The organism is Mycobacterium sp. (assembly GCF_029961025.1).
Classification (GTDB): domain Bacteria; phylum Actinomycetota; class Actinomycetes; order Mycobacteriales; family Mycobacteriaceae; genus Mycobacterium.
The window spans coordinates 84,708-108,957 of record NZ_JASBVP010000002.1 but is presented as its reverse complement, the minus strand read 5'-3'; the positions used below and the strand labels follow the sequence as shown (position 1 = coordinate 108,957).

The following is a 24,250-nucleotide window of genomic DNA, read 5'->3' as shown; positions in this document are numbered from 1 at the left end:
TCGAGACAGGAATCACGGGTCGCCGCCCGCGGGGCGCGCCACGGCGGGTCTCGTATAACTGCCCGATTAAGATTGAAGAGCCTCGTTACCGCCCCTGGGGGCAAGTATAGACACGCCCGACGTCGACACGCCGAAGGGCGTCAGGTGTCAGATTTCGGACTCCTTGACCAACGCCGTCATGACTGAGCATCGAAAGCATCCAGCATGTCATCGATAAATTTTGCGACAGTGGCAAATAATTTCTCTAAGTATGACAACGCGTCGCGGCCATCTTTGTACCGAAATTGCTCCCAGGTGTCGATTCTATTGTTGGTCGGGTCATCTGGAAAAGGAAAGTAGACAGTTCTATCCTGTCGAACCGCAAAACCTGGTGATGACCCGCCTTGTATTGCCCCCGCATGGAGGACGTAGTTGCCGAACTTCCGTGCGTCTTTCAGCGCGGAATTTGCGTTCTCAAAACGGCACTCTATTGCCGTCTTGAGCGGACCGTCTTCCAATGCTGCAAGCAGTCCTGCAGGCTCCCCCTCGGGGTCGTTCCGCCTGACCCGGTCATCGACCGCCCGTGCCCAAGTCAGCGCATTCATTACCGCATACGCTGCATGACGCGAAGCATTGAGCCCAACGGTTGGTGGTCCCGTCTCAGGCGCGGGTATGTGCTTTTTGATGTAGGTGTCGACGTACGCTTGTGCAATTTGACGAGCTGCCCTTAAAGCTTCGATCTCTCGCTCAATACCGCCTGCGGCGACAATTATTTCGGACACCAACCCGCGCACCATGTGATAGCGCAATACGTCATCGTCAACTCGTGCGTGGGTAGCAGCAGGCAGGTTCTTTGCGTCTTTCCAGGGTGCTTGCGCAATCTTTAATTGAGTCGGTGGCCGCATTGTTCGCTGAACCCAGCCGTCGCACTTAGGTAACGGAGTAAGATCGCTTGGCATAGTTACGTCCAGGGGCGTAGTGTACAGCGTGTTGCGGCTGCCAGGCGTGTCGTAGCCGGGTAGCGGGCGGTCATCGCGTGATCCTTCGAAACGACGAGCAAAAGTCAATCGAAGGAGAGCAACGCGATGACCTCATCCCACCTTAGCGACGTCGAGAAACTGTTGGCCGATCAACTCGCCGAGGCGAGCCTCGATCTGCTGCGCGGGTTGCTGTCGGCGTTCATCCACGCCTTGATGGACGCGAAAGCCGACGCCATCTGCGGTGCGGGCTATCGCCAGCGCAGCGACGGGCGGTCCAACCTCTGTAACGGCTATCGGCATCATGATTTCGATACCCGGGCCAGCACGATCGAAGTGGCGATTCCCAAGCTGCGACAGCGCAGCTATTTCCCGGGGTGGCGGTTGGCCCGCCGCAAGCGTGCCGAGCGGGCGCTCACGTCGGTGGGGGCTACCTGCTACCTGCTGGGGGGTGTCCATCCGGCGGATAGAGCGCTTGGTCGAATCCCTCGGTGTCACGGGGCTTTCCAAGTCTCAGGTGTCAATGATGGCCCAAGAGTCTCCTTGGCGGCATCGACGCTCATACCGCCGTAGGTGCGCCGCCAGTTGTACAGCGTCGCCGCCGACACCTCCAGCTCGGCGGCGATCTCCTCATTGGTCATTCCCGCCGCGGCAAGCTCATCAGCACGGCGCAGCTTGCGCACGATGTCCTCGGCGGAATGCCTCTTGCGGCCAGCCATGTGATTCATCGTCCCTTCCGCCCCCCACCCGGGGGCACAGGACTCTAAACCGTAGTTCCCCCTGGTCTGGTGATGAATGCGCTGTGACCTGCGGTTTTGTGTTGTCCACTGACTACATGTAGCCGAGGCGGTGAGTGGTGCCGAGTAGTTCGAAGGCACGGTGCTGCAGTGCGGTGGGGGTGGTGAACATGGTGAATGCTGCCATGTCGGCGGTGGGTTGGATTCGGTTGGCGCAGAGGGTGGCCAGGTCGGCGAGCAGGCTGGTGAAGCTGTGTACCGGGGTGGCGTCGTCGGTGCGTTTGCGGGCGGCTTTGGCCAGGGCGGCATCGGAGCGTTGAGCGGCGACAACAGGATTGACGCGTTTAGCGGCGCCGGCAGCTTTGTCGTGGTCATAAAACAGCAGGGGAGCCAGGGCTTGCTTCATGTGCCAGCTGATGTAGTAGGACAGCATCCGTAGGAACATGTGGGCGCGGACCCGGTCAGCCAGGCGGTGGTGGATGGGCCGCACGTCAAGCTCGCTGTTGAGGGTGCGGAAGAACCGTTCGACGTCTTCGAGTCCCTTGTAGCGCAACACGACGTCGTCGCGGTCCAAAGCGGTGGTGGGCAGGTTGGTGCGCAGCACGTAGATGCCATCGAGGGCGGCTTCGGCGGCGATAGCCTCGTCGTTGCGGGTGAAGCTGAACGCGGTGTCGGTGATGGTGAGGTGGAAGTGTTTGGCCATCTTGTGGCGGTTGATCACCTTGCCGACCCGCAGGGCGATCGTGTCTTTGCCGCGCAACGGGCGCCGTGTTCGGGTGGTGGCTGCCGCGATGGCGGACAGTTGTTTTTCGGTGGCCGCCAACAACTCGTGACGCTTGCGGGTGCGCCGTTGGGCCAGGTCGGGGTTGTGGCAGGCGATCAGGCGTTCACCGGGGTAGTCCGGGGAGTCGATCTCGGCGAGGTCTTGGGTGTCAAACAAGCTCAGCTGCAAGGCGTCGGCTTCGACGAGGGCCTTGATCTGGGGGGCGCGTAGCGCGGTGATCCAGTCCAGCCCGGCGGGGTGAAGTTCGGCGGTGATGCGCGCGCTGGTGATCATGCCGCGATCACCCACCAGAGCCACCCGGGATAGCCCGAACCGGTCTTTGAGCTTTTCGATCTGCACAGACAGGGTTTTCGGGTCGGCGGTGTCGCCGTCGAACACCTCGATGGCCACCGGTATCCCGGTGGAGGTGCACAGTAGTCCGTAGACGATCTGCAGGCGTCCTTTGACCCCGTCGCGGGCGTGCCCGATCTTGCCCAGTGGGCAGGTGCGGCCCTCAAAGGCCGCCGAGGACACGTCGTAGAGCACCACGGTGCCATCAGCTAGATGCCGTGCGGCCAGCTGGTCTTCGATGCTCTCTTTGCGGGCCAGCGCCCAGTCCATCGCCGCATACAGGTCGTCCTCGTCGGCCCCGTCGACCCCCAGCACCTCACCTAGCGAGCTGGTCGCGGTCTGGGCGCGCAGTCCGCGGGCGGTGGCCAGCTTGGATGCCGGGGCGATGACCTGGGCCACCAGCATTGCCATCACCAGATTGCGCCGACGTGACGGTGTCGGGTCGATGAGTTCTTCGACACCTAGGCCGCGGGCGGTGCCCAGCACCGCGGCCACATGCCCATGCGGCAGGCTGCGGGTGATCTCGAAGGCCTCGGATAGATCGCCCACCGTCGGCAAGCCTTTGAGCACCCGCGTCAACGCCTCGACCTTGGGCGCTGGCCAGCGCGACAGGTTGGCCAGGGTGCGGTTTTTCACCTTGCCGTCCTGGCGGTAGGACTCCCGCAGCAGAATCGCCGGCGGTGACCCGCGATTCGGCACCCGCGCCACATACATGTCTACTTTATATCACATAAAACCAGCCAGTATGGCCCGCCACTATATGACACGCCGCAACAAATTTAGAATACATGTCTACACTCACGTTCGGCTGCGGATGCAAAGCGTCTGCTCAGCAACGGAAAACAAGAACCAGACCCGTCTAGCGGGGGGAACTACGGTCTAAAACACGGCGGACTCATCCACCGGGGGACACACCATGGGCACGAAAATTACCCCGCCCGTCCATCTGGGTCGTCTTCGTGGCAACGACGACCGCACTACGGACCACCCCACGATCACGGGCAACCTACGCATACGACCAAATCGACCAGGCCCGAACAGAACTGAACGCCGTCTCGAAATAGACCACATTCGAGACACACCGTCGTGCCCCTTGAGGGTGATGGATCGTCCTGGTCGCAATGTCTCGGAAGTTCGTCTCAGAAATATCCATCTCACCAACGGTGTTCCAACACTTATGAGTCAGGCGGGTGAGAAGAGAACTGGCGGCACCAATCTCGGTATCCGCATCGGTTACACACGTATCTCGACAGTCTCGCAGACTCTTGAACAACAACAGGCTGCACTCGATGCTGCCGGTGTCGCGAGAACTTTCTCCGACATCATGTCTGGTGCCCGGGACGACCGTCCAGGGCTAACTGCTCTTATGGAATACGTCCGCGAAGGCGACACCGTTGTGGTGTGGAAACTAGACCGTCTAGGGCGCAACACCCTGCACATCCTCGAGACCGTCAAGGCACTAACGGATCGTGGCGTTACCCTGGTGTCTACCAGCGACGGCATCGACTCCAGTACCGCAGCGGGGCGGATGATGATCGGCGTCCTCGGGTCGCTGGCCGAATACGAGAGCGAGTTGACCCGAGAGCGCACGGCGCTGAAGCGAATGGCTTCGCGGGCCAACGGCACCCGGTTCGGAAGACCCAAGAAGGTAAAAGAGCCAGACCACATCGCCACAGCGAGGCGAATGAAGGCCGATGGTCATACCGCCAAAGACATCGCCCGATTCCTGGGCGTCAGTCGAGCGACCCTATACCGGTACTTGGCCTCATAATCTTTTGGCATAGCACAAGAGCGCCGACGTAGGTACGCCACGGACATTCGTCCACCACTTGGCCAGTTCGACCGCTGACCCCATCGGCCCGCTTCCTCCCTGGTGTTGGACGTAATATCAAGTATTTCACCAGATCACCACCGCTGCATCATTGCCGCCAGTGCAAAGAACGCCTGGGTGAGTCTCGCCATCGCTAAGGCGCGCGATGAAGTGGGCGTCACTGCAGTCCATTGCGTAAATCTCGCCCGTAACAGGGCTGTATGCTTCGATGAGCGGACCACCGTAGCGGAAGTAATTTTCCCGCACATTGTCGGCGAACGGGCACGATGTAGGTGTGCCGGCAACGACACCATCCATACCAGATGGGCAGATGTCGAAAACAAAGTCGGCATTGGCGTGGGTTGCTAGTGCGACGGCCCCAGCAGCCAAGGCTGCAACAGCCACTGTTGGAACGGCGGCAATCAGTTGGTTCATGTCGAGGCGCTCCTTTCTATGCGCCAATCCTTTTATGCCGAGAGTTTGACTCGGCAATTTTGTGACGTTGCCCGAACCGTCGATTAGAGCGTAATACTTGCACGAATCACCTACATCGGGATTTGTGAAAATTGCCGGCCAGCCCGTGTCAGCGGCGCTCAGCGGGACGGCCTGATGAAGGTGGACCGCTCGATTTATGGCAGGGCTGCTGATTTTCAGTTCGACGTCACCACCGACGGGCGGCCGATCAAGACCGTGTCGATCATCGACGAACACACCCGCGAATGCCTCGGCGACATGGTCGAGCGCAACATCACCGGCGAAGACCTGATCTGCGAGGGCCAAAGGTATACGAGCACCGGTTTAGTGCCTCAAGGTCTGCTCTACCGTTACCTGCTCGACGCTCTGTCTCAGCCTGAGCGAGTGCGTGAGACGATCGCGAAGAGGATCTCGAAACGTCAGTGAGAAGGGCCTAGCGTTTACGTACGGTAGCATCGTCACCTTCGCCGTAGTGCGGAGTCACACGGCATGCCCGATGCACACCTACAACATCAGCGTCTATTCGGCCGCTGGTGGATGATCCACCCCGAGATCGACCAACTCACACAAGCACGCCACGCCGGCGAGATCGAAGACATGGCGCGTTCACTGATCGCGGTCAGCACCGGCCAACCGATCGACGCCATCGCGGTGCACGTCCGCGATTGACGCGCGAAATCATTTCCGGTCTTCAACCGCGGTTGGTTGCTCAAACCACAACAGTCCGCCCGGCTCCATGGACCCGAGGCTGTGACCCGCGACCCATAACCCGCAGTCGGAGTCGTACCACCGGACCAACTTCTTGGGAAAGTCAACCTCGGGAAACGGGTTGGCGTCCTAATCGTCGCCGCGATGCGCCGCGGCCCGTCCCAGACAGAACGGGCAATCATCATGGTCGGCGTCCATGCCCTCTAACGCCCGGTCGGTGATCCGCAGCTCGCGGTCATCGGGCAAATCAGACTCCTCCACGCCCACCATATTCGCACCCGATGCTCGTGTGGACGGCATCTGGTGTGGCATTCCGAGTGCGGCACCGTCACATTTGGGCCGGCGTTGGCCGCCGGCTGCATTCTGCTCGACGGGCTGGCGTGCGTGCGGTAGAGCGATATGCCGCCCCGTGGCCTCAGGCCGCAGTAGCCGCCATGGCGGCGATATCGGTGCAAATCGCGCTAAAGTTGACTGTGTGACCGGGCCACCCAGGAAGACGCTGTTTGATCAATTCGCGCGAAACGATTCCTCTCTGATGTCATACGGTGGCAGTGTTTTTGACTTCTACAACCGGGTCGATGAACCCAAGTGGGCTCGCGTGCGCGACGAGCTGGAAGAGTGGTACAGCCACTACCCGGACCACGGTGGCAGGCTGAGGAAAGACTTCCGCAGCCGCGATCAAGATCAGCATTTCGGCGCCTGGTGGGAGCTGTACATGTACACCTTTTACCGGCTGCTCGAGTACGAGGTCACCCCGCACCCCACGCTGCCCAACGGCAAAAAGCCAGATTTCCTGATAACCCGCGACGGCGCAGGCACTTACGTTGAATGCAAGGCGGTTATCGAAAGGCCCAGGAACGCGTTGGAGGCGTGGATATTCGACTGCACCAACAAGGCCAGCCACCCCGACTTCATCCTGATACTCGATATCGAACAAGAGGGAAGGCAGCAGCCCCGCATTGCCCAGATCCGCACACCGATCGAAAAGTGGCTGCAAGGGTTGAATGCAGACGACGAGGTCGCCGCCCGTGAGGCCGGCAAGCCACTGCCGACTCTCCCGCTTCCTATTGGCGACTGGCAGCTTTTGTACACCGCCTACGCCCTGCCCCCTGAGCAACGCGGCAAATACACGCGTCTGCTGGGCCTGCACTCAGCGCGCGTAGTGATGTACGACAACGTAGGACTCATCAGACGAGCTGTCAGAGACAAGGGCAAAAAGTACACCGACGTCGACACACCGCTCGAATACCCATTTATTGTCGCGCTCAACACTGCGACGGTCTTCATCGACGACGACGAGATCGACGATGCGCTGTTCGGATCGAGGTCCACGCTGTTCAACCCTTACGGGGAACCGAAATTCACTCCACTGGGTCGCCTTCCGAATGGATATTGGCGCGCGGACCCGCTGGGTGGGACTCGGGTGTCTGCCGTGCTGATGGGCCTAAACATCGACCCGGTGGGAGCCGCTAAAGACACTCCACGCATGTGGATCAACCCGTGGGCGCCAATGCCGATTTTCGAAACATACGGGCTCGCAACAAACACTCTCCAAGACGACGGACAAGTCCTCAGAACCAACGGCAACCTCGTAATCCACGAGCTGTTCGACCTACCGTCAGACTGGCCGCTGGTCGATAAGCAATGCGGATAACTTGGGTCCGTGCAACACAATTCGCTCTAAAAATGCTGCAAAGTCAGGCGATAAGCGACCGATTCAGCGGTACGGTTAGCGCGTGAGTGCAAACCCAATCACGTTGCAGCAGGCCGGCAACTCGCCGAACACAGCGCACTCATCACCCGCCAACACCCGAGGGTGCTGCTTATCGGCGCGGGCCGCAATCTCAGCCACCCGACGCCGCGCAGCCTCGACCAAGACCCATTTCGTTGTGCACATGTAGCTGACGATGCGCACCTCATTGTCCAGCAGTGGGCGTGCACCGTTCATGAAACGAACTCGACGCGATATTCGCCTATCTCAACGCCCGAATGCGGTAATCGGCGACGGGAGCCGATAACTACCAGGTTGCCGGGACTGCCCGCCAACCCACGCAGGGCCGGACCGGCAGTGACAGAAGTCGGCTAAGTCTGCGATGGTGCGAGTGACTTCCGCGACGGAACGACCGGGCTTGTCGATGGCGGTGACGACGACGGTGTCACCGGCGCGGGCATACTCGAGCATCGCCCCTCAGGGCCGGGCGGGCTGTCTTTGGCGATCCGGAGAGTTTGTCGGTGAACACCCGATCGGTGTCCACGCCGCCGTCGGGGGTTGGTGAGCAAGGCGGCTTCGCCAGAAGCGATCGGCAGCGGCAGTGACGGCGGTAGTATCCGCACATGCCTTTGGCGATCGGCACGGTTTTTGCTGGGTACACCATCCTCCGGCTGCTGGGTTCTGGGGGGATGGGCGAGGTCTACCTCGCTCAGCACCCCCGATTACGCCGGCGCGACGCGTTGAAGATTCTTCCTGAGGCGCTCACCGCAGATCGTGAATTCCGCGAGAGGTTCCACCGCGAAGCCGACCTCGTCGCCGAACTGTGGCACCCAAACATTGTCGGGATGCATGATCGCGGCGAATTCGATGGTCAACTGTGGATCGCGATGGACTACGTCGAGGGCACCGACGCTGGGCAGCTAATGAAAGCCCAGTACCCGGCCGGAATGCCACCACATGACGTCTCCGTCATCGTCACCGCGGTGGCCAGGGCGCTCGATTACGCCCACCAGCGGGGATTGTTACATCGCGACGTCAAGCCGGCCAACATCTTGCTCACCGAGCCAGAAGACGGTGAACGACGGATCCTGTTGGCCGACTTCGGAGTAGCCCGCCAACTGGCCGACGTCAGCGGCCTGACGGCGACCAATATGACGGTGGGCACGGTGGCTTACTGCGCACCTGAGCAGTTGATGGGGCTGCAGCTGGATGGGCGCGCCGACCAGTACGCGCTGGCGGCCACCGCGTTTCACCTGCTCACGGGCGCCCCGCCGTATCAGCATTCCAACCCGGTGGCTGTCATCAGCCAACACCTCAACGCAGCACTGCCAAAGCTAAGTGATCGGCGCCCGGAGTTGGCGCACCTCGATCAGGTGTTGTCAAGAGCGTTGGCCAAGGACCCCACCGACCGGTTCGGCCGGTGCCGCGAGTTCGCCATGCGGCTCAGTGAGCGGACCGCCGGCGACGCGGAAAGTGATCGTCTCACTGCGGCTGGCATCACCGTCGCCGCCCGCACAGCGGGAGCCGCGCAGGTGGAGCGATACAGCGCGAAACCACAGTCGACGAACGCGAAGCCCCCGCTGCGCTCTGAGGACAGCCTGCCATCGAGCACCGAGCCGGCCGCGGCAAAGAGGCAGCGCAGGCGGCGCCCGATCCTTGTCGGGGCGGAGATAGCGGTGGTGGTGTTGGCCGCCATTGGTGCGACCCTCTACGTGGTCGAGTGGGACAATCCCACAACCACCACACCGCCAACGAGAACCCCAACCCCACCTGCTGCCGTGCTCGACGGCACTTATCGGGTGGAGTTCGACTATGCAAGGCAGATGGAAAACGGCGCGCCCGATTCATCGCGGTCAAGTATCGGAAACAGCGCTTGGTGGGCATTCCGGTCATCGTGCAGACCTACCGGTTGCGTTGCTACCGGGACCGAGCTTGACGTCAACAACCATGACGTGGCGATGGCCCCCGGCCATACAGCGGAGTTCCATTTTGTTGATGGTCACTGGCAGCGAACACCCGTTCAGACCCAAGCACAGTATCCACATTGCCTGGGAGCAGACGGGAAAAGCGTCGTCGCGGGCGCGAACACCGAAATGGTTACGTGGTCGTTGAAGCCACAGCCCGACGGCACGCTTCGCGGCGGCCTGACCGACACCGTCCTGACCAATGAATGCGGCCGCCAAGGAGCGGTGTTCCAGGTCCCGTTGGTGGCGTCGCGGATGGGCGACGTGCCGCTGGGTGTCACCGTGGCCGATCCGGCGATGGTCACCGCTTCCCCAACGACCAGCACCGCAGCCCCGACTGTTGGGGGGGGCCGGGCTTGATGGCACCTATAGCGTAAACTTTGAGATCACAAAGCAGACGGAAAACGGTTCCGCAATAAACGGTCCCGCTGCCGACGAGACACATTGGTGGGCCTTTCGTTCCTTGTGCACATCGGCTGGATGCGTTGCCGCCGGGGCCGCACTGGCCGACGAAAACCACCAAGAGCCCACGGGTTTCGGACACGTGCTCCGTTTCGCCGACGGTCACTGGCAGGACACACCCACTCTTCGATCAGCGGAACAATGCGCTGGAGCAACAAACGGAAAAATTACCCAGGCCGTCACGCTTAGTTGGTCATTGGAGCCACAGCCCGACGGCACGCTCCAAGGCGTTGCGACCCTCACCGCTCTAACCAATGAATGCGGCCAGCAAGGAGACGTATGGCGGACCCCTCTTGTGCTGACCCGCCAGGGCGATGTACCGCCCAGTGTCGTCATAGCTGATCCAGCGTTGTTCCTGGCCCCGCCTGCGCCAGCCCCTGACGGGCCTCGCTGAATCTGCTAGAACGGATAGCAAGGAATTGAGGCGACGGCGCATGGCCGGGCTTCACACCCCGAACCGGGTCCGGCTGGAGACCCGACGAACCGTTCGGCGAGCCTCCTGCGGAGGTTGCCGAGCCCTGAATTGGTTTCCTGCCGAAGCCCCCACCGGCTAGGGCTCCTTGGTTGCTAGGGCTCCTTGGTTGCTAGGACTTTGAGGCTTGTCCTGAGTTTTTACTCTACCGTTGGCAGGACGCGGGCGTTGTGGATGTGTTCTGTGATTTGAACTAGCTTCGATTGCCTGAGCGGTACCGTGGATTGGATGTTCAGGTGGGCACCGACTCCTGCTTCTTCAAGACCTTTAGAGTCCTGAACAATGTGCTTCGGCTGATCCCGAACATCGCGGTCAGTTCGCTCACCGGTTCACCTGTTGGTACAGGTGTCCGGTTACGGGATGCCGGGCGGCTACGCAGATTTGGGTGACTACGGCAGCCCGCTGCCTCAAACCCCCGCCAGCGGCGAGAGAAGTTTAGCCGCCGGGCTCGGGCCGGCCGCCCTGGCACCGCCTTCCCCCCATCCACATTGCGGAAATACGGCGACTAGGAGTGGACGGAGCAGTACTATCCCGTCCCGTGAACACGCCCCGCGTCTTCTCCTCACAGCAGCGCTCTGAGATCCTCGATCAGCAGCTGATGGCGATGGCAAGCCACGGTGGTCGTGTGATGTCTCGCGCGGACACCTGGGCGGTCGTGGCCAGAGGACGCCCGGTCAACCATGTCCTGCACCTGCTGTTATCCCTGGTCACGTGCTCCTTGTGGGTTCCTGTTTGGTTGCTGATGACCGCATTTGCTGGCCAGCGCCAAAGGATAGTCAGGGTCGACGAGTACGGCAATGTGTCCTCCCTGAAGGCCCCGCTGGAAGCCCATCGAGTTATTGCCATCATCGGCGCCGTCATCTGGCTGATCTGGCTGCTGGTTTTCTTCTTTTCGCTCGTCTCAGGGTTCAGCCACAACGACACCTCATCGTCAATGGGCGTTGCGGTCGTCCAACAATTCGTCAACCAACCGCATGCACGACAGCACCCCGTGCTCTCGGCACACCCGACGAACGGCGGCCAGTAACCGCAGCTCGGAGTCAATCGTCGTGACGAGGGTCGCGCATACGGAGCAGCTTGCGCGCCACATCATCGCAGTGCAATACGCTAAGCGGTGGACTGCGGCTTTATTGCACGGCTGATACTTCGTTCGCCTAGATACCGCTGTTTACCTGCATAGATAGTGTTGCCCGGTACTGGGATTGAACCAGCCGATCTATATTTGCAACAAGACTTTATATAGCTTGAGAGCTATATAGCATGAATGTAGTATTGGACCGTGATTGACCTTGCTGAGATACGTCACGCCGCCAGACGAACGCAGGTCGAACTGGCCACTGCACTGGGCATGAGCCAGGGTCAGATCAGCCGGATCGAGCGCCAATCCGACCTCCTCTTGTCGACCTTGCGCGCATACCTGACTGCGCTCGGTGTGCAGGCCAGCCTGGTGGTGTCGGTGGGTGGGAAGACCATCACACAACAACTGACGGAGGAACGGCGGCGATGAGCACTTCGGGCCAGACCGAGATCACCCAAAGAAATCACCGGCGCGCTGTCCGCTTCTTCTGGGGCCTCTTGATCGGTGCGACCACGGTTAGCCTGATCGGCAACATCACCCACGCGATGCTGCCGTACATCCCACATGTCGTCGTCCAGATCGGTGCCGCCGCTGTGCCTCCCATCGCCCTCCTGGCTGCTGTGCACGGCATCGCCGTCGCGGTCCGTGCGGGAGCATCCGGCAGGGTTTACTGCTGGGCGGTTAGCGCTACGGCAGCCATCGGCGCCGGTGCGTTCGCCGTGAGCTTTTTGGCGCTGCGGGATCTGATGCGAGTCACCGGGTATGGCACTGCAAGTGCATGTATTTTCCCCGGCATCATCGACACGGCGGTGGCCGTCAGCACGCTAATGCTGGTTGCGCTCGGGGACAAACCGGTACGCCGTGCACCTCGTGTCAGTCCACAAACCGCGCCAGTACATACGGCAGCATTAACGCCCGTGCAGAGGGCAAAGGCCAACTTCAAAGCGTCCGCACAGGGCGGCATACGGGTACCGCCCTCTGCATCGGTACAACCCAACCCGGCACACACAGTGCAGGACTCAGCGCAAACCCAGGCGCCACAGGCTGACGCAGAAATTGCACAGGCCGATGCAGACCTTGCATTGGAGCTGATTGCATCCGGGGTGACTACACAGCCCGTCGAGACCGTGATCGCGGTGCTGGCGGCCACCCGTGGGGGCGCGTCGATAAACGCTGCCGCCAAAGCATCCGGGATTAACTACCGGACCGCGCAGCGGATCGTGGAGGCTGCCGCAGAGCACCGGCAGCGGCAGCTCGTGGCGGTCGGCTGAGGGCCCTCTACTAGCTGGAGGGAATTCCGCAAAAGTAAAGCCATGATGGCCAACGCCATCACCGTGCCCGCTTCGGGATGAGTCTCAGGCGTTGTCCATCCGTCCCAGTTGGTGACCAGCGTCAGTTGTCCTCGAAGACCATCGAGCCGGTGAGTTCGGAGAATAGCGCTCGGCGCTTCTGCCCGTCCCAGACGACTATCGCCAGGATCTCGTGGTTGTCCTCCGGGTGCGGCCCGGGTACAACCTCGATGATCTGCACGCGCTGACCGGTCTGCGGATCGTTGACGTGCGTGCCGATCCACTTCCAGTAGTCCGTCGCAGGCACGATGACCACCTCACGCAGATCGTCGTCCTTGGTCAGCCGGTCGAACTCATGGCTCGGCTTCACCGCGATCGTCAGCGTCTCGCCGGTAGCGTCAATCTTGGCGATTATCCGGATGCGCCGGTTCGGCTCGTCGTCCTCCAGAGCGGTAATCGTCGCGTACTGGCCGACGGATTGAATGCCGTCGCTTTGTACGGGAATGCTGATTTTATCGCCGGTCTGCAGCAAGCGCGCAGCGGTTCGCCGAGGCAAGAATGGAGGTGGTGTGCTCATACGCCAAAGCTATAGCCGTCCTCCGACAACACCCGGCCACTCGGTGAGGGCGTCGAGGGCGAATACAAGCCCGACCCGACAAACTGCGGTGAATATTCGCCCGACAACTTGCCGCATGGCTGATGCTCGCGTACTGCAGAAATGCCGGTGAGCATGGTGGGTAACACGATGGCACCCCGAAGATGCCGGGCGAACCGAAACGTGTGCAGCCGAGCCGGGCAGCGGGCCGGCGTCCCGGCTAGGCCTTCGTCGCGACGATCGCGATCGAGGTCAACACGTCGCGGTACTTGCGGAACGTGTTGCGCATGTCGAGCACCCGCTCACGGGCATCGCGATCGCGCACCACATTCCACGCGAACCGCAGCGCCCGCAACGGTCCTTCGTCGTCGATCACCCGGCGCGGCTCCAACAGCAGCAACGGTGCGAACAACACATTGTCGATCCGGAAGCCGGCGTCGGTGAGCAGCTGCCGCCATTCGGCGGCCCGCAGCGGATCGACGGTGGCCTTGATCGAGCGGGTCAGGGCCCGGCGAACCTCGGATTTGGCGTCCTCGTCGACGCCGTCTTGCAGCACCATCTCATGGATGGCGTAGCGGCCGCCCGGTCGAAGCACGCGGTAGGCCTCCCGTGCGATTTCGGGCTTGTGGGCATCGGTCTGCATGGTCAGTATCCCCTCACCGACCACCACGTCTGCGCTCGCATCGGGCAACCCGGTGTGGGCGGCCTCACCCCGAATAGCGCGGCCGCGGGCGCCGATGGCCGCACCGGTCAGCTCCGCCGCGTCCTCGTCGAATTCGACGGCGACGTAGCTGGCGGGTTTGCGGTGCAGGACCGTCATCGCGGTGACACCCAGACCGGGCGCCAGCTCAACCACATCGGCCCCCGGCACCCCCGCCGCGGAGAGCATCCGTTCGGTCAGCCCGCGACCGCCGGGCCGCAGCACCCGTTTTCCCAGTCTGGCCAGCAGCCAGTGCCCGGGAAGGTCAATCGTTTTCCGCCCCGACATCGGGAGTTCCATGCCGCCACCCCTAACTTGCTGAACAAGGCCGGCGTCGCCGGCGATTGACATGGTGCGCGCGGGCGCACCCGGTTCCGTTGCCAAGCCCCGCCGACCGGGGATTAGCCGAACGCATATCCGGCGCCGCCGCGGCCCGGCTACCTTGTGACACCCTGCGCAAGGGCTTGGTCCAGCCAGGATCGCAGCACCGCGACGGGTGCGGCGCCGGCCTGCCGCGCAAGCAGCTGGCCGTGGTCGATGACCAGCAGTGTGGGCACGGCCTGCACCCCGAAACGCCCGGAGACCGCGGGCGCGGTGTCCACGTTGATTTTGACGAGTTTCAGTTTCCCCGCCCGCTCGGTCGCCAGCTGCTCGAGCGCCGGTCCGACCATTCGGCACGGTCCGCACCAGGGGGCCCACAAATCCACCAGGACAGGGACCGAGGACTTCTCGACGACCTCGGTGAAATCATCATCGCCGGCCTCGACGATCCAGGGAAGCCAGCCCCGACATTGGGCGCACCGTGGTTTCCCCGGCCCGGCGGCGGGGATCCTGTTGCGTTGCCCACAGTTGGGGCATTGCACGATGGGTGGTTGCATGTTCCTGCCTTCCTCAGCGACCAACGCTGGGTCGAAATCTGGATCGAAATAGCGCACCGCCGGTTCGCGGCGGCACCGGTGGGCCGGCGGTTATTCGGTGCGCGCCGCGGCACCGTGCAATCACGGTGGGATCCTGTTGCGCCGTCTGCCAGAAGCGGATTCGAGTTCTTCGATGCGGTCTAATAAATCGAGCACCAGCCCGATCGCCGCATAATTCAGTCCCAGGCCGGCCCGCAGCCGCTGTATCCGGCCGGCCAGGGCCACCGCCGAGGGGTCGAACCACAGCTCCCCCCGGGCGTCGGGATGGCAGGGCAGCAGCCCCAGCGCGACGAATTTATGCACCGTGTCCGGGTGCAGCCCGCAACGCTGCGCGAAGGTCTCGATATGCAAGCGGGGCGGGCGGGCTAGCGGGTAGCGCCCGCTGAAAGCCGGTTCGCTCAACGTGCCCTCCTCGGATCAAAGCTGGACTCGGCGGCCAGTTGTTCGAATAGCTCCCGTTCCCGGTGGGTGGGTTTGGCCGGCACCACGATTTTGATCTCGGCGTATAGGTCTCCCGGTGACCCGCGCGGGTTGGGCATGCCCTCCCCCCGCAATCGCAGTCGCCGACCGGTCGAGGAGCCCGGCGGCACCTTGACCTTCGTTTCCCCTGCGGGGGTGGGCACCGCGACGGTCGCGCCTAACACCGCCTCCCACGGTGAGATCAACAAGTCGGTGCTGATGTCGCGTCCGTCAAGCCGGAATCGGGGATGCGGCGTGATGTGCACGACCAGGTACAAATCGCCCGGTGGGGCGTTGCGGCTGCCCCGGCCGCCTTCACCGGCCAGCCGGATGCGCTGTCCCTCGGTGACGCCGGCGGGAATGGTCACGGTGTAGGCCCGGCCGTTCAATCTGATTCGGCGGGTGCCCCCGCGGTAGGCTTCCTCGAGGGTCAGCTGCAGCTCGGCCTCTTGGTCGGCGCCGGGAACCGGGCCGAATCCCCCGACCCCCCCGAAAATACCGCTCAGCAGGTCATCGATGTCGATGCCGGCGCCGCGGAAACCGCCCCCGGCACGCCCGCCCACACCGGCGCCGGCACGCTCGTCATAGTCCTCCGGGATCCGGCGAAAGTCTTCGCCGAACCGGTCATAGCGTTCCCGGGTCTTCGGATCCGAGAGCACATGGTAGGCCTCGTTGACTTCCTTGAACCGTTCCTCGGCGCCGGGATCCTTGTTGATGTCCGGGTGATATTTGCGCGCCAGCCGCCGATATGCCTGCTGGATCTGCTCGGGGGTGGCGTCCCGAGAGACCCCGAGTGTCTGGTAGTAGTCACGCGCCACCACGATGTTCAGCCCCGACCGAATTCGGCGTCAATGACATCGTCGTCATCCGGGCGAACCCCGTGGGGCTGTCCGGCGCCGGCGGCGGGCGAGGGCTCTAGCCCGTAGAGCAGCTGCTGCAGGTCCGAGGTCAACGAGCGCACCCGCGCCACCGGTGTCTGCTCCTTGACGGCGTGCCGGGCGTCGGCGATCAGCGTTTCGGCGCGCATCCGGTCATGGGCCGCCACCGAGTCACCCAACTGCGCCAGCCGCCGCTCGACTTGATAGGCGACCGCATCGAGTTCGTTGCGCGCCTCCGCCTCGCGACGCAGCCGCTCGTCTCGGCGGCGGTGATGCTCGGCTTCGGCGATCATGCGTTCAACGTCACCCTCATCGAGGCCGGGCCGCTCACGTACGGTGATGTGCTGCTGGGCGCCGGTGTCCTTGTCACGTGCGGTGACGTTGAGGATGCCGTTGGCATCGACGTCGAAGGTGACCTCGATCTGCGGTTCACCGCGCGGTGCGGGGCGGATGCCGTGCAATGTGAATCGTCCGAGAACCCTGTTGTCACTGGCCATTTCGCGCTCACCTTCCAGCACCACGACATCGACGGCGGGCTGGTTGTCTTCAGCGGTGGTGAAAACCTCGCGCCGGCGGGCCGGGATGGTGGTGTTGCGCTCGATAATCTTGGTCATCACCCCGCCGTGGGTCTCCACCCCCAGCGACAGCGCTGTGACATCCAGCGTCAGCACGTTGGAGAGCTGGCCCGTCAGCACCCCGGCCTGCACCGCGGCGCCCAGCGCCACCACCTCCTCGGGGTGGATGCCCACGGTGGGGTCCATGCCCGCGGTGAGCCGGCGCACCAGCGCCTGCACCGCCGGGATCCGCGTCGACCCTCCGACCAGGATGACCTCGTCGATGTCGACGGCCGTCACCTTCGCATCGGCCATCACCTGCCTTACCGGAGCCAGGCAGCTCTCCATCAAATCGGCGGTGAGGTTTTCAAACGTCGAGCGCATGATGGGCATTGTCAGATGTTTGGGTCCGGCGGCATCAGCGGCGATGAACGGGATGTCGATGCGGGTCCGCGCGACCGAGGACAGCTCGATCTTGGCCTGTTCGGCCGCTTCGAATAATCGCTGCAACGCCTGGGCGTTCTGGCGTAGGTCGATACCGTTCTGCCGTTGGAACTCCTCGGCCAGGTAGTCGACCAGCCGGCGGTCGAAATCATCGCCACCCAGATGCGCATCACCGGCGGTGGCGCGCACCTCCACCACACCGTCCCCCACCTCCAGCAGGCTCACATCGAAGGTGCCCGCGCCCAGGTCGAACACCAGCACCGTCTGGTGGCCCTTCTTGTCCAAGCCATAGGCCAGGGCCGCGGCGGTGGGCTCGTTGATGATGCCCAGCACCTCCAATCCGGCGATCCTTGCGGCATCCCTGGTGGCGATGCGCTGCGCGTCAGCAAAATGCGCGGGAACCGTGATGACGGCTTCGCGTATTCGCTCACCGAGAAACTTGCTCGCGTCGTCGGCAAGTTTGCGCAGCACCTGGGCGCTGATTTGCTCGGGGGCGACGATCTCGCCACGCACATCGAACCGGGCCTCGCCGTTGGGCCCGGCCACCACATCGAAGCCGACCGCCTTGGCCTCGTCGGATATCTCGGCGAAGCGCCGGCCGATGAAGCGCTTCGCCGAATGAATGGTGCCCTTGGGATTCATGATCGCCTGCCGGCAGGCCGATCGCCCCACCAGGCGCTCACCGGACTCGGTGAAAGCCACCACTGACGGGGTGATTCGGGAACCCTCGGCGTTGGGGATCACCATCGGCCCACCGTCACGCCACACCGCGATCACCGCGTTGGTGGTCCCCAGATCGATACCCACCGCGGTCGCCATCAGGTAGTCCTTCCCAGATCCTTCCCGGTCTGTCTCGGGTCCGCCCCAGGCAGCGTTTCCTCGTTACCAGCCCGGCCGGATGAGCTGCCGGACGCCCCGGCCCGACGATCATTCCCAACGCTTCATGTTTGCCGCACTCTTCCGTCTCGGGGCTAAGACATGCCAAGAATCAACCCGTTCACGCCCACGCAAATAGGGGCCAAAGGCCCAACAGCGCAGGACCATTGCCCCTCGAGGAAGACGCGCCCGGCCCGGACGCCCTCGGGCGGACCGTGGGTCTCATATCGACGTTCGAGCACACCAGGTGGTTAGGGTGCCGATATTCGGTGTGGAGCCGCCACCGCCGGATACTTCTGCCGTTTGTGCTGCCGGATCCGTCGAGTAGCCTGAGCCGGTGGACGCGCGCTCCCGGGTGCTCATCACGGCCGCGGAGCTGGCCCGCCTTATCCGGGCTCACGAGCCGGTGACCGTACTCGACGTGCGGTGGCAGTTCGATGAGCCGGATCAGTACGCGGCTTACCTTCAGGGCCACGTCCCGGGCGCGGTGTATGTGTCACTCGAGGACGAACTCAGCGATCGCACCGTCGCCGGCCGCGGCCGTCATCCGCTGCCGTCGGGCGACAGCATCGAGGCGGCCGCCCGCCGCTGGGGAGTCCGTGACGATACGTTGGTTGTGGCCTATGACGACTGGAATCGCGTCGGTTCAGCGCGGGCATGGTGGGTGTTAACCGCGGCCGGGCTCGACAATGTCCGTATCCTCGACGGGGGCCTTGTTGCGTGGCGGTCGGCCGAGGGTCACTTGGACACCGGTTCGGTAACCCCGCAAGTCGGGAACGTCACCGTGCCGCAGCGTGATTTGTATGCCGGAAATCTGCCGACGTTGACCGCGCAGCACTGCGGCGGCGGAGGGCTGACGCTGATCGATACCCGGGTGCCCGAACGCTTCCGCGGCGACGTTGAGCCCATCGACCCGGTCGCGGGCCATATCCCCGGCGCCAAGAACATTCCCAGCACCGCCGTGTTGGCCGGCGATGGCACGTTTCTCGACCAGAGCGCCCTCCACCGGATATTGGCGGCCCACAATATCGAAAATATCGGGACCGCCGACCATGTCGGTGTCTACTGTGGCTCGGGCGTCACTGCGACGGTCACGATTGCCGCGTTCGCCGCGATAGGGTGCGTGGTGCCGCTGTTTCCCGGGTCATGGTCCGAGTGGATTTCGGATCCGGCCCGCCCCGTCGCGCGCGGTCCTGGGTAACGGAGGATTTCCTACCGGTCATCACCGATGGTCGATACCGCTGGCTGGTCACAGGTACGGGCCGGTCTCGGACGCTCCGGTTTGCCCGGGCTGCACAGCTCCCGGAGGCAGCACGCCCTGACGCATCTGCTCGAGCTGCGCCCGGGCGGCCATCTGCTGGGCGAACAACGCGGTCTGGATTCCATGGAACAGCCCTTCCAGCCAGCCGACCAGTTGAGCCTGGGCGATGCGCAATTCGGCATCCGAGGGTGCGGTGTCCTCGCTGAACGGCAAGGTGAGTTGGTCTAGTTCCTCTCGCAGTTCCGGTGCCAGGCCGTCCTCGAGTTCTCGGATACTGATGGCGTGGATCTCGCGCAGCCGGGTACGGGTGGCCTCGTCAAGCGGCGCCGCCCGTACCTCCTCGAGCAGCTGCCTGATCATGGTGCCGATCCGGATCACCTTGGCGGGCTGCTCGACCAGGCTGGTCAGCGACGTTTCCTCTGGGGATCCGGTTTCCTCTTTGCCCGCCGTCGCCCCGGAGTCAGCGCCGACGATCTCGGCCTTGCCGGCGCCTTTTTCGGCACTCAATCCAGTCACCGTCCCTCGTGCATCCGCCGGCTATCCCCGCGGCGTGGTCCAGGCCGTTGGTAGCCTGCGGGCCGCTCCGCTCCCGCCGATCCCCGTCCCCGACTCGGGCTTCCTCGTAACAGTAGTTCATCGAGCATCATCAACCGTTGCCGTGGTGTTATTCAAGGCCGATGTCCCCGCCACGGTCCTTGACGATATTGGCACTCAATTTTTTGCTTTTTTGCTCGGCGTCGGTGCGACGGCGAGGGGTTATTCTCCCGGCGAACGTCACCAGGGTAGAAAGCATTTTTACCGGTTATCGAATTGCGGACAGTAGGCGTCAATAGCGTCGTATGTGCCTTCGATCGCCTGACGATAGTCCAAGTCCGGGCTCTTGAGCTGAGTTTCATGGATGAGCTGCTGGACGGTTTCACCGTTTTCCAGCGCTTGACATGAGTCATGCGCGCTGGCTATTCCGACCGGCACATTGCGGAAATAGATACCGTCCCGCGCGAGTGAGTTTAAAAACTTCTGGTCAGCTCCGGGCTGCGGTGGGGGCTGGACTACCGGGGGCGGCTGAGAAGGCACCCATCGGCGGGGCACCTGCACAGCGGGTGCCGGGACTGCGGGCCGCTGAGGCGCGGCCAGCTGTGGCTTCGGTGACACAGCCAGTGGCCGGGGCACCGTCTTGGGTGCGGGTGCGGGCGTATTGGGTGCCGGGACTTGCACGATGGGCACCGGCGCGATGCTGAAGTGCTCCGGCTGCGATGAGGAATACGCTAGCGTTCCGGCGAAAGCCGCCGCCAGTACGGCCATCGCGGCGATGGCCGCAGGGATGATCCGGCCGTCCAGGTTGCGCAGCAGGCGGCCGACCCGCCCGGCCCTCCTATCGCCGTACCCGTGTTCCGGCTCGTCCCCGCCCTCGGGTTCCTCGCCCCACGCATAGATTGCCGCCGTACCGGGAGGTTCCAAGCTGACCTGGGTATTTGACGAAGTTTCGTCGCTCATGGCTCGATCATCCCTGGGGGTCCGACAACGCGCCACGATCGCACGATTGAGCGTGCCCCCGGCAGGATTCGAACCTGCGACACCGGCTTTAGGAGAGCCTGCAAGCTCTCCCGGCCGTCGCCCCGAAAGGTGCTCTGAGCTGGCGATATAACGCCATCCAGCACCACCACGAGCCACGGCGTGTCGCGGAGTCACCGACCAAGCACCGACCACAGATCAGCGGTGGTTACCGGGCTCGGAAATGAGCGAAGCCCCCCGGCTGCAACCAGGGGGCTCCACGGAGGCGAATGTGAATACCACCGTTTGCGCGCGCGAGCTGATTGTATCGCGGGCGCTCGACAACACCACCGTGACGGTTAACCGGGGCGGTGCCAAATGAGCCAGATGCCAGACGGCTGGTCGGTGGAAGTGGAGGCCGGCGAGGTTGTGGTCCGATTCCGGTCGGCTTGGGAGCGACATGACCACCACCTGACCGCCGAAGAAGCGCGGGCGCTGGCCAATGAGCTCGGGGTTCGGTATCTGCTCGTCAGCGGCGCTCTGGGGGTGGGCGACCCGGATGCTGTGCGGTCCGCCCTGAGGGACTACACGGCGCGCAGTGTGCCAGCGCTCGGGATTGATGAGTACGCGCAGCAGGTCTACGAGGCGCTCAACGAACGTGCCATCGATGCCCCATACGTCCAACTGGCGGCCGAGCCCATTGCCGAATCGGTGGAGGACTCGAGTGCAGCAGAGCATGAGCCGATTGCGTCCGCTGATCATGGTTACGAGGTCCGGGACTACCGCGACGACAAGGATGCTCGGCCGCGGGTCGAGGCGTGGGTGCCTGAGTATGAGTGGCCCTTTGTCCGCGGGGTGAAGTACGCCGGTGGATGGTTGGTGCTGGCCGATCCGATTGTTGCCGAGGTGGCCGGACTCGGTGAAGTTGATCTGACCGGACTGGACGCTGTTGACGCCGATCATGCCTTGGCCTGGGTGAACTTGCTTGCCGCTTTGTACGTAAAGGTGGCCGCCAGGCGCCATCGCCATTTCCACCGGCCCGGTTCGAAGGGCGGTGATCGGTGATGGCCGTTGAGACGAGCGAGGGCACCGCGGTGTCGTGCGGCGGCCCGGCGGCCCGGAGCGCGCCAAGCGCGAAGGGCCAGAGGACCGGCGGCGCGAGCGCAGCGAGCGCTCTTGGTAGTACTCAGAGTTATTGCTTCACACCGCAAGTGGCTGGTGAAAAGGTCGGGTTGCCCGAGGTCGATTCGAAGGAACGCCGTCGGGTCCGGTGGGCAGCTCGGGCGATGTTGTGGCAGGCATCTTCGCTGAAGGCGGTCCGGTGTTGCGGCCGGATGCTGCACAACGATGCGATTTGCGATCCCGATGACGGCCAGGGGGTTGTTGTCCGGCGTCGAGTGGTCGATGGGCGGATGGTCGCGAGCTATCAGAACCTCATGACGTGCGGGTCAGTATGGGCCTGTCCTCGGTGTTCGGGGGTGATCGCCCATACTCGCGCCGAAGAGATTGGCGCAGCAGTACGGGAGTGCTGCCGGCGTGGGGGTCGTGTGTACATGCTGACGCTGACGATGCGGCACTCAGGTCGAGACGCGCTCTCTGAGTTGTGGGACGCATTGAGCGTGGCGTGGCGAGCTACTTTTGGCGGGCGTACGTGGACGGGGCAGCGTGCACGGAGGACTGTTCAGGGCGGCCGCTCGGTGCTGCTGGCGCCTGTGATGGGTGACGCGGAGCGGTTCGGAGTAGCTGGTCTGGTTCGTGTCGTCGAGGCGACCTACGGACGGCCCGTCGATGGCGGCAATGGCTGGCACCTGCATGTCCACGCACTCGTGTTCTCGATGAGTGAATTGTCAGCGGGATTGGTGTCGGACATTGAAGCGGTTCTAGGTATCGATGTCGACCGAAGCTGGCTGGGGCGCAACGTATTTGCATCGCGAATCTACCAGCGATGGTCGTCTGGATTGCTCAAGGCGGACTGCCGAATGCCGGGCTATGTTGCAGTAGATGTCCGTGAGATCACGGACGAGGGAGCTGAGTACGTAGGCCGCTACTTGTCGAAATCAACATATGACGTGGCCACGCGGATTGGAATGGAGATAGGTGCTGGTTCATTGACGAAGGGCGGAATCGTCGAGCGAAACAAGACCCCGTTCGAGGTACTCGCCGAGTTGGCCGACTCGGTAGACGCTCGGGGGTTTGGTATTCGGACGCCGCGTCGGTGGTCAGTGGTGGCCGCGGGCGACGGGGATTGGGCGGTTATTGACAGTGAGACTGGCGAAGTTGCGAACGTGACGCCGCCTGGCGAGTGGCGTGTTTGGCATGAATGGGAGCGGGCTTCGAAGGGCCGGCGGCAGATCGTATGGTCCCGCCGCCGCGCCGAACCGGATTCTGAACGTGAGTTGCTATGGAACGCGTTGCTTGACGCGCGGGGGAACACGGCGGAAGCTAGCGACGAAGAAGTGGCCGCCGAGGATCTGGGCGGTGAACCAGTCGGCGAGATACGAAGGCGCGATTGGTATCGGTTGGTGGTGTGGCGGCCAAGTCTGATCGTGGAAGTCTTAGAGACTGCTGAAGATTTTGGGGCAGAAGTGATTTCATCGCTGCTGGGTCAGTACGGTGTTGAGTTCGTGCAGCGTCAGCCACCACATTAGATGGAAATTGCAGTGGGTCACTGACGTTGGGCCTCATGTAATCGAACTAAACTCGCGTCATTGATGGTGCTGGACGTCAAAACGCGAAACGTATTTGCGCGATTCGCGTGTGAGCAGCATCGGGTCCCCCATCTATATAAGGTTCGTCCTGCAGCAACGGCTGGCGAGACAGTTGGATTAGGGACCAGGCTGCGACGGCGGCGACGACGATGACGCCGGTGAGCCCCAGCCGGTGGAAGTTGCGCTGCAGGGTGCGTTCATCCGGAGACCAGCCTAGTTGGGTGCGTAGGATGCGCCGGATCGCCGCGGCGGTGCGCTGCGGGTTTTCTCGGCGCAGCGCCACCGCCAGCTCCAGCACCTCGGCCGGGGTGCGCGGGGTGCATTGGCGCGGGTTGGGCACCAGGGCGTCGAACCCGCCGGCCCGCCAGTCGCGGATCCAGCGGTCGATGGTTTGGCGGCTGATGCGCACCTTCCGCCCGAACGGATCGACGTGCTCCCGGCAGGCCAGCTCGCGCACCATTTTTCCCCGCTCCTTGGTGGAATGCGCCGCATCGGCGGCTTCTCGGATCAACTGGTATCGGAACAATCCGATCGCTCGGGCCCGCTCGGCCCGCACCTTGTCCTCATCATCGACCGCCACCGGCCGTCCTCC

The 24,250-nt window shown here is 63.2% G+C and carries 23 protein-coding genes, 1 tRNA gene and 5 pseudogenes; 12 read left to right on the top strand and 17 right to left on the bottom strand.

Going from position 1 to position 24,250, the window contains the following annotated elements:
- Window positions 1–176: 176 nt before the first annotated feature.
- Complete coding sequence (locus tag QJR12_RS01335) at window positions 177–1,046, bottom strand: hypothetical protein (RefSeq protein WP_300575326.1); 870 nt, start codon at window positions 1,044–1,046, stop codon at window positions 177–179.
- 18 nt (window positions 1,047–1,064) lie between these two features.
- On the opposite strand from QJR12_RS01335, the pseudogene QJR12_RS01330 reads away from it, so the two are divergent.
- A pseudogene (locus QJR12_RS01330) lies at window positions 1,065–1,494 on the top strand (transposase); the annotation flags it as partial.
- Here the strand turns inward: QJR12_RS01330 and QJR12_RS01325 are convergent.
- Window positions 1,451–1,675, bottom strand: a complete 225-nt coding sequence (locus tag QJR12_RS01325; RefSeq protein WP_300575324.1) for a transposase — start codon at window positions 1,673–1,675, stop codon at window positions 1,451–1,453. The pseudogene QJR12_RS01330 and the gene QJR12_RS01325 overlap by 44 nt on opposite strands.
- Before the next feature lie 112 nt (window positions 1,676–1,787).
- Window positions 1,788–3,521 (bottom strand): IS1634 family transposase, encoded by a 1,734-nt coding sequence (locus QJR12_RS01320; RefSeq protein WP_300575322.1) that lies wholly within the window; start codon window positions 3,519–3,521, stop codon window positions 1,788–1,790.
- A gap of 388 nt (window positions 3,522–3,909) precedes the next feature.
- Between QJR12_RS01320 and QJR12_RS01315 the strand changes: the two genes are divergently transcribed.
- Window positions 3,910–4,578 (top strand): recombinase family protein, encoded by a 669-nt coding sequence (locus QJR12_RS01315; RefSeq protein WP_366526284.1) that lies wholly within the window; start codon window positions 3,910–3,912, stop codon window positions 4,576–4,578.
- 126 nt (window positions 4,579–4,704) lie between these two features.
- On the opposite strand, the gene QJR12_RS01310 is transcribed toward QJR12_RS01315, so the two are convergent.
- Window positions 4,705–5,052 carry a hypothetical protein gene (locus QJR12_RS01310; protein ID WP_300575320.1) on the bottom strand — a complete coding sequence of 116 codons (348 nt, stop codon included), beginning with the start codon at window positions 5,050–5,052 and terminating at the stop codon, window positions 4,705–4,707.
- Window positions 5,053–5,256: 204 nt separating this feature from the next.
- On the opposite strand from QJR12_RS01310, the pseudogene QJR12_RS01305 reads away from it, so the two are divergent.
- Both QJR12_RS01305 and QJR12_RS01300 read left to right on the top strand, forming a co-directional pair.
- Window positions 5,257–5,391 (top strand): annotated as a pseudogene (locus QJR12_RS01305) (IS3 family transposase); the annotation flags it as partial.
- A 189-nt stretch (window positions 5,392–5,580) separates the two neighbouring features.
- Window positions 5,581–5,760, top strand: a complete 180-nt coding sequence (locus QJR12_RS01300; protein WP_300575318.1) for a hypothetical protein — start codon at window positions 5,581–5,583, stop codon at window positions 5,758–5,760.
- A 168-nt stretch (window positions 5,761–5,928) separates the two neighbouring features.
- On the opposite strand, the gene QJR12_RS01295 is transcribed toward QJR12_RS01300, so the two are convergent.
- On the bottom strand, window positions 5,929–6,060 hold the full coding sequence (locus tag QJR12_RS01295; RefSeq protein WP_300575316.1) for a hypothetical protein: 132 nt from the start codon (window positions 6,058–6,060) through the stop codon (window positions 5,929–5,931).
- Between the two features lie 214 nt (window positions 6,061–6,274).
- Between QJR12_RS01295 and QJR12_RS01290 the strand changes: the two genes are divergently transcribed.
- The gene (locus tag QJR12_RS01290) at window positions 6,275–7,453 is read left to right on the top strand and encodes a hypothetical protein (protein WP_300575314.1); all 1,179 of its coding nucleotides are present in this window, start codon (window positions 6,275–6,277) and stop codon (window positions 7,451–7,453) included.
- A gap of 75 nt (window positions 7,454–7,528) precedes the next feature.
- Here the strand turns inward: QJR12_RS01290 and QJR12_RS01285 are convergent, their stop codons facing one another.
- The gene (locus QJR12_RS01285; protein ID WP_300575312.1) at window positions 7,529–7,747 is read right to left on the bottom strand and encodes a hypothetical protein; all 219 of its coding nucleotides are present in this window, start codon (window positions 7,745–7,747) and stop codon (window positions 7,529–7,531) included.
- Between the two features lie 129 nt (window positions 7,748–7,876).
- Window positions 7,877–8,093, bottom strand: a pseudogene (locus QJR12_RS01280) (recombinase family protein); the annotation flags it as partial.
- Between the two features lie 40 nt (window positions 8,094–8,133).
- Between QJR12_RS01280 and QJR12_RS01275 the strand changes: the two are divergent.
- From QJR12_RS01275 to QJR12_RS01260, 4 genes are all read left to right on the top strand, one after another.
- The gene (locus tag QJR12_RS01275) at window positions 8,134–9,834 is read left to right on the top strand and encodes a serine/threonine-protein kinase (RefSeq protein ID WP_300575310.1); all 1,701 of its coding nucleotides are present in this window, start codon (window positions 8,134–8,136) and stop codon (window positions 9,832–9,834) included.
- Window positions 9,835–10,946: 1,112 nt separating this feature from the next.
- On the top strand, window positions 10,947–11,435 hold the full coding sequence (locus QJR12_RS01270) for a hypothetical protein (protein ID WP_300575308.1): 489 nt from the start codon (window positions 10,947–10,949) through the stop codon (window positions 11,433–11,435).
- Window positions 11,436–11,687: 252 nt separating this feature from the next.
- Window positions 11,688–11,915, top strand: a complete 228-nt coding sequence (locus QJR12_RS01265; RefSeq protein ID WP_300575306.1) for a helix-turn-helix transcriptional regulator — start codon at window positions 11,688–11,690, stop codon at window positions 11,913–11,915.
- On the top strand, window positions 11,912–12,757 hold the full coding sequence (locus QJR12_RS01260; protein ID WP_300575304.1) for a DUF2637 domain-containing protein: 846 nt from the start codon (window positions 11,912–11,914) through the stop codon (window positions 12,755–12,757). Before QJR12_RS01265 ends, QJR12_RS01260 begins: the two co-directional genes overlap by 4 nt.
- Window positions 12,758–12,878: 121 nt before the next feature.
- Here the strand turns inward: QJR12_RS01260 and QJR12_RS01255 are convergent, their stop codons facing one another.
- From QJR12_RS01255 to dnaK, 6 genes are all read right to left on the bottom strand, one after another.
- Window positions 12,879–13,307 carry a hypothetical protein gene (locus QJR12_RS01255; RefSeq protein WP_300575302.1) on the bottom strand — a complete coding sequence of 143 codons (429 nt, stop codon included), beginning with the start codon at window positions 13,305–13,307 and terminating at the stop codon, window positions 12,879–12,881.
- Window positions 13,308–13,590: 283 nt separating this feature from the next.
- Window positions 13,591–14,358 (bottom strand): class I SAM-dependent methyltransferase, encoded by a 768-nt coding sequence (locus QJR12_RS01250; protein WP_300575300.1) that lies wholly within the window; start codon window positions 14,356–14,358, stop codon window positions 13,591–13,593.
- 149 nt (window positions 14,359–14,507) lie between these two features.
- The gene (trxA, locus tag QJR12_RS01245) at window positions 14,508–14,948 is read right to left on the bottom strand and encodes a thioredoxin (protein WP_300575298.1); all 441 of its coding nucleotides are present in this window, start codon (window positions 14,946–14,948) and stop codon (window positions 14,508–14,510) included.
- 120 nt (window positions 14,949–15,068) lie between these two features.
- The gene (locus QJR12_RS01240; protein WP_300575296.1) at window positions 15,069–15,389 is read right to left on the bottom strand and encodes a chaperone modulator CbpM; all 321 of its coding nucleotides are present in this window, start codon (window positions 15,387–15,389) and stop codon (window positions 15,069–15,071) included.
- The gene (locus QJR12_RS01235; RefSeq protein ID WP_300575294.1) at window positions 15,386–16,264 is read right to left on the bottom strand and encodes a J domain-containing protein; all 879 of its coding nucleotides are present in this window, start codon (window positions 16,262–16,264) and stop codon (window positions 15,386–15,388) included. Before QJR12_RS01235 ends, QJR12_RS01240 begins: the two co-directional genes overlap by 4 nt.
- Window positions 16,265–16,272: 8 nt before the next feature.
- A complete protein-coding gene (gene dnaK, locus QJR12_RS01230) occupies window positions 16,273–18,141 on the bottom strand; it encodes a molecular chaperone DnaK (protein WP_300575292.1) in 1,869 nt (622 codons plus the stop codon).
- 394 nt (window positions 18,142–18,535) lie between these two features.
- On the opposite strand from dnaK, the gene QJR12_RS01225 reads away from it, so the two are divergent.
- The gene (locus QJR12_RS01225; RefSeq protein WP_300575291.1) at window positions 18,536–19,399 is read left to right on the top strand and encodes a sulfurtransferase; all 864 of its coding nucleotides are present in this window, start codon (window positions 18,536–18,538) and stop codon (window positions 19,397–19,399) included.
- Between the two features lie 48 nt (window positions 19,400–19,447).
- Here the strand turns inward: QJR12_RS01225 and QJR12_RS01220 are convergent, their stop codons facing one another.
- The 3 genes from QJR12_RS01220 to QJR12_RS01210 form a co-directional block, all read right to left on the bottom strand.
- Window positions 19,448–19,933: a bacterial proteasome activator family protein gene (locus QJR12_RS01220; protein ID WP_300576451.1), complete on the bottom strand. Its 486-nt coding sequence runs from the start codon at window positions 19,931–19,933 to the stop codon at window positions 19,448–19,450.
- 321 nt (window positions 19,934–20,254) lie between these two features.
- The gene (locus QJR12_RS01215) at window positions 20,255–20,953 is read right to left on the bottom strand and encodes a DUF732 domain-containing protein (RefSeq protein WP_300575290.1); all 699 of its coding nucleotides are present in this window, start codon (window positions 20,951–20,953) and stop codon (window positions 20,255–20,257) included.
- Window positions 20,954–21,006: 53 nt separating this feature from the next.
- Window positions 21,007–21,097, bottom strand: a tRNA-Arg gene (locus tag QJR12_RS01210).
- Window positions 21,098–21,508: 411 nt separating this feature from the next.
- Here QJR12_RS01210 and QJR12_RS17690 point away from each other — a divergent pair.
- Window positions 21,509–21,598 (top strand): annotated as a pseudogene (locus QJR12_RS17690) (antitoxin); the annotation flags it as partial.
- A 1,049-nt stretch (window positions 21,599–22,647) separates the two neighbouring features.
- Window positions 22,648–23,598: a hypothetical protein gene (locus QJR12_RS01200; RefSeq protein WP_300575288.1), complete on the top strand. Its 951-nt coding sequence runs from the start codon at window positions 22,648–22,650 to the stop codon at window positions 23,596–23,598.
- A gap of 214 nt (window positions 23,599–23,812) precedes the next feature.
- Here QJR12_RS01200 and QJR12_RS01195 read toward each other — a convergent pair.
- Window positions 23,813–24,238, bottom strand: a pseudogene (locus QJR12_RS01195) (helix-turn-helix domain-containing protein); the annotation flags it as partial.
- Between the last annotated feature and the right edge of the window lie 12 nt (window positions 24,239–24,250).

Bases quoted from the DNA above. Each gene is read 5' to 3' on its own strand.
- QJR12_RS01315 (WP_366526284.1), top strand. From the start codon at position 3,910: ATGGATCGTCCTGGTCGCAATGTCTCGGAAGTTCGTCTCAGAAATATC.
- QJR12_RS01285 (WP_300575312.1), bottom strand. From the start codon at position 7,747: ATGAACGGTGCACGCCCACTGCTGGACAATGAGGTGCGCATCGTCAGC.
- QJR12_RS01215 (WP_300575290.1), bottom strand. From the start codon at position 20,953: ATGAGCGACGAAACTTCGTCAAATACCCAGGTCAGCTTGGAACCTCCC.
- QJR12_RS01320 (WP_300575322.1), bottom strand. From the start codon at position 3,521: ATGTATGTGGCGCGGGTGCCGAATCGCGGGTCACCGCCGGCGATTCTG.
- trxA (WP_300575298.1), bottom strand. From the start codon at position 14,948: ATGCAACCACCCATCGTGCAATGCCCCAACTGTGGGCAACGCAACAGG.
- QJR12_RS01275 (WP_300575310.1), top strand. From the start codon at position 8,134: ATGCCTTTGGCGATCGGCACGGTTTTTGCTGGGTACACCATCCTCCGG.
- QJR12_RS01325 (WP_300575324.1), bottom strand. From the start codon at position 1,675: ATGGCTGGCCGCAAGAGGCATTCCGCCGAGGACATCGTGCGCAAGCTG.
- QJR12_RS01310 (WP_300575320.1), bottom strand. From the start codon at position 5,052: ATGAACCAACTGATTGCCGCCGTTCCAACAGTGGCTGTTGCAGCCTTG.
- QJR12_RS01250 (WP_300575300.1), bottom strand. From the start codon at position 14,358: ATGTCGGGGCGGAAAACGATTGACCTTCCCGGGCACTGGCTGCTGGCC.
- QJR12_RS01260 (WP_300575304.1), top strand. From the start codon at position 11,912: ATGAGCACTTCGGGCCAGACCGAGATCACCCAAAGAAATCACCGGCGC.
- dnaK (WP_300575292.1), bottom strand. From the start codon at position 18,141: ATGGCGACCGCGGTGGGTATCGATCTGGGGACCACCAACGCGGTGATC.
- QJR12_RS01300 (WP_300575318.1), top strand. From the start codon at position 5,581: ATGCCCGATGCACACCTACAACATCAGCGTCTATTCGGCCGCTGGTGG.